Here is a 7,667-nt window from a genome sequence, read left to right as displayed (position 1 = left end):
TCCGTGTGGGCCAATTTCTGTTCTCCTTGCTTTTCAGCAAGATAGGGGAATTGTCGCAACCCAGTTTAGAATGTGCCGTTCGTTGCAATTTTTGTCGTATAATGCTGACCTTACCGGACAGATGCGTGCGTGCCGATCCGAAAGGGCATCCTATGGCCAATACTGATCCTGCAAATTTGCTCTATGTGACAAACCCGCTGCTGAACAAAGGTACTGCCTTTTCTCTACACGAACGAGAAAAGTTTGGATTGTTGGGTCTTCTTCCGCCACACATCGAAACGCTAGAAACCCAGGTTGACCGTGTCTATGCCGCCTTTGAACGTGAGGAGACGCCGCTGGATAAGCATGTCTATCTGCGTGGCCTGCAGGATGACAACGAGATTCTGTTTTACGCTCTGTTGGTGCGACATCTAACCGAGATGATGCCGATAATTTACACACCCGTTGTGGGTGACGCCTGCAAGAGGTTTAGTGAGATCTACGATCACCCACGCGGATTGATCATTTCGTACCCCGAGCGTGACCGGATTGATGACATACTTGAGAACGCCGTCCTGCACTCTGTCGAGGCCATAGTCGTCACCGATGGAGAGCGGATTTTGGGTTTGGGCGATCAAGGCGCGGGCGGCATGGGAATTCCGATCGGAAAGCTCTCACTTTATACCGCTGCGGGTGGAATAAGCCCGTCTGTAACGCTCCCGGTGGTACTGGACGTCGGCACCAACAATCAGGAACGGCTGGAAGATCCCCTCTATATCGGCTGGCGAAATGAGCGCGTCAGCGGGGATGAGTACTTTGAATTCGTCGATCTTTTTGTGCAGGCGGTAAAGCGCAAGTGGCCGGATGTTTTGCTGCAATTCGAGGATTTCGCACAGCAACATGCGGCACCCCTGCTTGCGCGGTATCGTGATCAGCTCTGTACATTCAATGATGATATTCAGGGCACCGCAGCGGTAACGGCGGGCACTTTGCTGGCTGCCTCAAATGTCACTGGCATACCGCTAAAGGACGCTACCATCGCGTTTCTTGGAGCGGGATCAGCGGGAGTGGGTATCGCCGAGCAACTTGTTCAACTCATGGTCCGCCAAGGATTACCCGAGACCGAGGCGCGCGCGCGTATCTACATGGTGGACCGGAATGGGTTGTTAACCGATGCGATGAAAGACCTCCTGCCGTTCCAAACGCAAATCGTCCAACCTCTCACCAAAGTGGAAAGTTGGTCCGATGGTAATATTTCACTGCTGGATGTGATTAATCAGGCCAAACCCAACATATTGGTGGGTGTCAGCGGTCAGGCAGGCTTGTTCTCTGAAGAGATCATTCGGGCGATGGCGGCTCACACAGAACATCCTGTCGTATTGCCGCTGTCGAACCCGACATCGCGAATTGAGGCCGTACCTGCGGATATTATCCGCTGGTCAGATGGTCATGCATTGGTTGCCACCGGAAGCCCGTTTGATCCTGTTGTCTACAACGGCAAAACGCATCATGTCGCGCAATGCAACAACTCCTACATTTTCCCCGGTATGGGGTTGGGCGTGCTGGCGTCAGGCGCGTGCCGCGTCACGGACGGAATGTTCATGGCCGCCGCCGAGGCGCTCGCCACGTTGTCACCTGCGAAGTCCGATCGCACAGCCAGCTTGCTGCCCGATGTGGGGGACATTCGCGAGGTCAGCAAGGCTATCGCATTTGCCGTTGGTCAACAGGCGCAGTTGGATGGGGTTGCGCCTAAATCCACGGGGAATGACTTGAAAGCGGCAATCGATGCGAAGTTCTGGACCCCGCATTATGAGGAGATTGCTTAAAGCAGATCAGGTTGGAGTGACCGGAAGGTCTCACATTGCGCATTCAGAACCCACGGCGTCCAAGTAGGGAATGAATCAGCATAGTTCTGAATACGACAGCTACGCCACCTCACGCCTGAGCGGCTTTTGCATCGCAGCACAAAGGGCACCCACCAGCAGGACCGCAGAGGCCACGACGAGGCTATCTCCTATTTCTCCGGTCAAGTCGCCAATGATACCAGCCCCAATTGGTCCCAGTGTCTGTGAAATGGCGAAAACAACTGTGAAAAAGCTAATGGTTGCACCCCAATCCTGCTGATCCACGTTCTGGCGGACAAAGCTGGTGATCGCAGTGGGTGGCATAAAGACCGATAGTCCGAACACGAGTGCCGACATAATCAATCCATATCCGGATGGAACCAGGATTGGCAGGGCTGATCCAAATGCGACCCCGGTAAGGATCAGCGCCAACGGCGTTCCGGATGAAAAGCGGGCCAAGACCCCGCGCCAAACAAAAGGAGACGCCATAATACTGACCCCAAGAACCATCCATGTTGCGGTGGTCAACAGAACGTTTGAATGCTGCTCTTTCATCCAGACCGAGATAAAAGTGACGTACACAATGTAACCCAATCCAAACAGCGCATACCCGCCGAGTTCGCCAAGCATTCTGCGCACCGGCGGGATGGAAGGCAGTGCGGCGTCATGCTCGGTTTCGTTCAATTTTGTGGAAGCCCAAACCGAGAATGGGCAAATGACCAGGGCTGCCAACCCGACCCCGATCCACGCCCAGTCCCAATATTGTGGTCCGAATACGTCCAACATACTCGGAAGGATCGCGCCACATAATACGATACCAAATCCACCGCCACCGCCAAAGTATAAGGCAATGGCCAACGCATTCTTTCGGGCGCTGGTCTGGAACAGCGATGCTGCCAGTACGCCGCCGGACACAAAGGAAAGTGCACCAAACAACCCAACCAAAGTACGACAAGCAGTTTGAAACACGAGGCTCTCATCAAACCCGGTCGCCAAAAGGCACAGTGCGGTCGCCACAGTTCCGCTTGCAAATAATCGCGACGGAGAAAAATGCCGGATCAGTAAAAGCGTTAGAATCGAACCCACTATGTAGCCAATCGAATTGGCCGTATTGAGCCACCCGGATTGAGTGAGGCTCCAGCCAAGGCTACTTTTCATTGATGGCAGGATTAGTCCGTATGCAAAGCGACCAAAAGCGTTGGATATGCTGACACCAAGCGCAAGGCCCAGCAAAATGAGCCACGGGTTGGTAGGTTTTGCGGCGGCCATGAACATCCTTCCAGGTTGAACCACACCGTGCCTCAAGGCACCTGACCGTGCAATCCTAACTGTTCGGGCGCGGATGCTTTCGGTAGGGCTTGAGCAGCTTAAGAGTGCCTATTTACAACAAGTTGCGGTTCGACTTCCAATGCCGCATTCCGCGCTGAGGGAATGAGATCCTCAGTTCCGTTGCCCATCGTCACCGCTTCTTATCTCAGGTCAGCATTTCGCATCTGCGACCTGATCGTCCACGGTATCACAGTATATGCGCGGCACCGCTTTCTTTCGCCGCCATCCGCTTCAACGCCATCCGGTCCAACTTGCCTCCCATGGTCAGCGGCAATGCACTAACGATCCGAACCACATCCGGCGCCTTGTATCCGATCTGTTTCCGCGCGAAGTCGATGATATCTCCGGGGCGCACCGGTTTCGCCCCTTCGACCAAGCTCACAAACCCCCAAACATCTTCACCGTGCATCTCATCTCGCACCCCAACCACCACCGCCGCTGCAACGGCGGGGTGCGCTGTCAGGACATCTTCAACCTCCGCCGGGCTGATGTTCGAGCCGTCATGCACGATGATCTGTTTTTGCCGCCCCCGGAACCAGAAATAGTCATCCTCATCCCGTCGCATCAAATCGCCTGTATCGAGCCAGCCATCCCGAAACGCTGCCGCTGTCGCACCCGGGTCGTCCCAATAACCCGTCATCATAGTCGGGCTCCTGACCCAGTGCCGGCCGTCCACTCCCACGGGCACCTCCAACCCGGCCTCATCATGAAGCGCCGAGACATAGCCTGGATTGTTCAATCCAATGGAACCGACTTTCTCTACTCCTCCATGTGTGTTCGAATGTGACGTCCCCATTTCAGTCATTCCATAAAACGCCCCGATCGGCACACCCGCCAACGCGCCAAAGGCGTCGACCAGTGTCTGCGAGGGTTTGTCGCCACCTGCCATCATCGTTCTTAATGAAGCAAAGTCTTCGCGCACTGCACCGTGCCCCGTCACCAATGCAGCCGAAGGCGCGGGCAATATCTGCGCCACTGTCGGCTTTGTCTGTCGCAGGAGCCCTAGGAGCTCATTGGGCGAAAACTGCCTCACTACGTTCGTTCTGGCACCAGCCCAAAGCCCGGCAAACGTCAGCCGCAACCCGGCAGTATGGGAAATCCAAGACGCCGGAAGCACCACATCCCCGGGTCCCAACCCCAACCCCTGAGCATTGCTTGCCACCATAGCTCCCATGCTGGCATGGCTATGCGTCACGCCTTTCGGCTTGCCTGTGGTCCCGGAAGTAAAAAATATAAACGCCGGGGCGTCCGCCCCAATCGTCGGCAATGTCCCCTCAACCTCACCGTCCATCAGGTCCTTCAAGACGAGCGCCCCGTCCACTTCGCCTGCATAGGATATCAACCCCAAAGGCAGTCGCCCGACGCCTGGCACTGCGGCCACATCCTTGGCGCGTTCGCCATGCACCAACAGCGCCGCCGGCGTCGCCAACCGAAGCGCATGGTCGATATCCGCGGCCGTATAGCGATAGTTGAGCGGCATCGCCACCAAACCGGCCCGCATGCAGGCCAGATAATGGATCACCAACACCGCGCGGTTCGGCATAATCGAAGCTATTCGGTCCCCCGGATTAAGCCCCAGGCTCAGATATCGAAGCGCCAGCCGTGTACAGGCGGTATCCAGCTCCTGCCAGGTCAAAGCCCCGTCCAACGCGTAAAGCGCAATCGCCTTGGGATCCGCCGACAATCCCCGCCGAAAAAGGTTCGTTAAATCCGCGGGAGCGGCCAGCGGTGGCCCGGTTACCGGCATGCTTTTCTCTCCAAATGGACCCGCGTCCGAGGGTGCCCTCAACAATCTTCAGTGGACGCGCAACGAGCGGAAACCAAACACACAATTGGTTGGTCGGTGGATCGAGCATACTGCATTGTTATCCACTTCCAATAGGGAGCGGCAGAAACGCCCACAAAGAGTAAATTTGTCCAATCTGTGGTTCGAGTTGATGTAAAGGCCCATTCAGGCTCAGGATCTTTTCTGTTGATTTGATCGCGCGATGTCATTCGATTGGGTGGCCGCACAGACCGATAGCTGAGTTTTGACGCAGACAGCACCCACTAGTTCAAAACAGATTTCGGCTTCCAGCTTCTCCGTGACAGAGCCAAGCGCAACTCTCTTGGTTTTGCGAATCCGGCTTTCGTGAATAGGATGTGCCAAGTTCTTTTTGATAAATTGTATTGGAGTAATGGCATGGCAACAGAGCGCTGGACTGTCGGATCATATCTGGCGAAGAGACTGCAAGAAGCTGGAATTGCGGATTATTTTGTGGTTCCCGGCGATTACAATTTGGTGCTGCTGGACGAGCTGCTTGGCAATCGGGATCTGCGGATGATCAGTTGCTGCAACGAGCTCAACGCAGGCTACGCAGCAGACGGGTATGCTCGCGCAACCGGGGGGCCGTCAGCGGCTGTCGTCACTTATTCGGTCGGAGGGTTGAGCCTTTTGAATGCCGTCGCAGGCGCCTATGCCGAAGATCTTCCATTGATCGCGATTTCCGGCGGGCCGAACACAAACTCAGAAGCCGAGTGGGAATATCTGCACCACACGCTTGGTGAGGTTGAATACGATTACCAGCGCGAGATGTTCGCCCGCGTCACTGCAGAGGCTGTCACGATTCATCATCCGTCTCTTGCGCCTGTCGCGATCGACAGGGCGATAGACACCGCAATGCTTCGACGCAAACCGGTCTATATCGAAATCGCCTCGAACATTGCAGGTGCACCTACGTCCGCGCCTGTACCGCGTAGTTTCGCCAGGCAGTCCAGCAGTGATCCGAACACATTAGCGACTGCGGTCTCTCAAGTTTCTGAATTCCTGAATACGGCAGAGCGGCCAGTACTTGTCGCGGGAAGCAAAGTGCGCGCGGGTCAGGCCGAACGCCCCTTGCGCAGCCTTGCCGCGGCCTGCGAATACGCCCAGGCATCTATGCCCAACGCCAAGAGCTTTCTGCCTGAGACAAGCGAAGGCTTCATGGGGATTTATTGGGGGCCGGTCAGCACGCCGGGCTGTGGGGAAATTGTCGATGCCGCCGACGGGCTGCTGTTTGTCGGCCCTGTTTTCACCGATTACACTACGACGGGTCATCAGCTTGGTTTTGATCCCGGCAAAGCGGTTATGGTGCATCCAACGTCCATACAGTTGGGTGACACACATTTCAGCAATGTCCGCATGGATGAATTTCTGGATGCGCTAACTGACAAGCTTACGCCGAACAGCAGTGCTGTCGCGGCCTTCGAACGTGTCAGAACCGAACAAAACCCGCCAGCACCCGGTGAAGCCGAAACACCGATGACGGTTCGCCAACTATTCGCCCGCGTGCAGAAGATGCTGGATAAGGACAGCACGTTACTCGTGGAGACGGGTGACTCATGGTTCAACGGCATAGAGACCAAACTGCCCGAGGGCACGCGGTTCGAGATGCAGATGCAGTATGGATCCATTGGCTGGTCTGTCGGTGCATCGCTGGGATACGCCTTAGGTAACAGGAAGCGCCGGTTGATCTCATGCATTGGCGACGGTTCGTTCCAACTGACCGCCCAAGAGATTTCGACCATGATCCGGTATAACGCAAAGCCGATTATTTTCCTCATCAACAATGGCGGCTACACGATCGAAGTTGAAATACACGATGGCCCTTACAACACCATCAAGAATTGGGATTACGCCGGTTTGATTGACGTGTTTAGCGCCGGAGAGGGTAACGCTTGGGGATGCAAGGTGGAAACAGAAGGCGAGTTGGACAAGGCCATCAAAACAGCTCTGGATCACGACGGTCTTTGCCTGATCGAAGTTCTGATCGATCGGGACGATTGCAACGTCAACCTATTGCGGTGGGGCAATCAGGTCGCGCGAAACAACGGTCGGCCCAATCGATGCAGATAGAGAATTGCCCGGGACAATCCGATCAATTGTCCACGCTTGACAAGCACGATCCGATCCAAAGCGATTTTTCCGCCAAATATAGGGAACTGATATGCTGAATGGTGCAATGCTCGTTTGGTTTCTGCTGACTGGTACCAGCGTGGGCTTTGTCATTTGGGATTCGATCAGCAACGGCGTAACGAGTTGGGTACAGCGATCTGCATGGATACTCGTAACCTTCTACACCGGTCCGATCGGCTTGTTTTTCGACTTGCTTGCATGTCGTCGTCCATTCCCGGCAAGTCACGACCAGTAGCCGATGACGGGTCTAACGGCTTGGAACGCCAGGTTGCTCTGAGCCGAGAAACGATCGGCTGCCGGAAACGAGAGTGATGGTACGGCCGATAACGAACCGTCTTTTCCCGAATAGCCGCCAACTTGGGCTTTCTGATCGGAAAAGGTGTTGGCGATAACCATGATCTTTCCCAAGCTCAATAATGAGAGGTTCACTCCCGAGACTGGTCTGCGGATTGCCATTCAGGTGCCGAATACCCACGTACAAAAAGATCGTGGACGCGGTTCTGGGTGTCCGTCCGGTGAATGCGACCAGTTAATGTTGAGCGGTTTCTTGGACGTAACACCACGGCATGAGTTCATCGAGG

Annotated in this window: 5 protein-coding genes and 1 pseudogene; 3 read left to right on the top strand and 3 right to left on the bottom strand. The window is 55.2% G+C overall.

The window, feature by feature from the left end:
* The first annotated feature begins 152 nt into the window (after nucleotides 1–152).
* Complete coding sequence (locus AC2FJC_RS23320; RefSeq protein ID WP_496742052.1) at nucleotides 153–1,805, top strand: NAD-dependent malic enzyme; 1,653 nt, start codon at nucleotides 153–155, stop codon at nucleotides 1,803–1,805.
* 99 nt (nucleotides 1,806–1,904) lie between these two features.
* Here AC2FJC_RS23320 and AC2FJC_RS23315 read toward each other — a convergent pair whose 3' ends face one another.
* Together AC2FJC_RS23315 and AC2FJC_RS23310 are read right to left on the bottom strand one after the other, a co-directional pair.
* Nucleotides 1,905–3,092, bottom strand: coding sequence for a YbfB/YjiJ family MFS transporter (locus tag AC2FJC_RS23315; RefSeq protein ID WP_496742050.1), 1,188 nt, complete (start codon nucleotides 3,090–3,092; stop codon nucleotides 1,905–1,907).
* 247 nt (nucleotides 3,093–3,339) lie between these two features.
* Nucleotides 3,340–4,899 carry a class I adenylate-forming enzyme family protein gene (locus tag AC2FJC_RS23310; protein WP_496742049.1) on the bottom strand — a complete coding sequence of 520 codons (1,560 nt, stop codon included), beginning with the start codon at nucleotides 4,897–4,899 and terminating at the stop codon, nucleotides 3,340–3,342.
* 435 nt (nucleotides 4,900–5,334) lie between these two features.
* Between AC2FJC_RS23310 and AC2FJC_RS23305 the strand changes: the two genes are divergently transcribed.
* A complete protein-coding gene (locus tag AC2FJC_RS23305) occupies nucleotides 5,335–7,026 on the top strand; it encodes a thiamine pyrophosphate-binding protein (RefSeq protein ID WP_496742047.1) in 1,692 nt (563 codons plus the stop codon).
* A 282-nt stretch (nucleotides 7,027–7,308) separates the two neighbouring features.
* Here the strand turns inward: AC2FJC_RS23305 and AC2FJC_RS23300 are convergent, their stop codons facing one another.
* Nucleotides 7,309–7,482 (bottom strand): hypothetical protein, encoded by a 174-nt coding sequence (locus tag AC2FJC_RS23300; protein ID WP_496724614.1) that lies wholly within the window; start codon nucleotides 7,480–7,482, stop codon nucleotides 7,309–7,311.
* On the opposite strand from AC2FJC_RS23300, the pseudogene AC2FJC_RS23295 reads away from it, so the two are divergent.
* Nucleotides 7,481–7,667 (top strand): annotated as a pseudogene (locus tag AC2FJC_RS23295) (hypothetical protein); the annotation flags it as partial. The gene AC2FJC_RS23300 and the pseudogene AC2FJC_RS23295 sit on opposite strands and share 2 nt — an antisense overlap.

The organism is Ruegeria sp. CDSB117, from assembly GCF_059611005.1.
The sequence above is the reverse complement of the archived record's forward strand: the minus strand, read 5'-3'. Positions and strand labels throughout refer to the sequence as shown.

Coding starts and splice junctions, on each gene's coding strand:
- AC2FJC_RS23320 (WP_496742052.1), top strand. CDS start 153: ATGGCCAATACTGATCCTGCAAATTTGCTCTATGTGACAAACCCGCTG.
- AC2FJC_RS23315 (WP_496742050.1), bottom strand. CDS start 3,092: ATGGCCGCCGCAAAACCTACCAACCCGTGGCTCATTTTGCTGGGCCTT.
- AC2FJC_RS23310 (WP_496742049.1), bottom strand. CDS start 4,899: ATGCCGGTAACCGGGCCACCGCTGGCCGCTCCCGCGGATTTAACGAAC.
- AC2FJC_RS23305 (WP_496742047.1), top strand. CDS start 5,335: ATGGCAACAGAGCGCTGGACTGTCGGATCATATCTGGCGAAGAGACTG.
- AC2FJC_RS23300 (WP_496724614.1), bottom strand. CDS start 7,482: ATGGTTATCGCCAACACCTTTTCCGATCAGAAAGCCCAAGTTGGCGGC.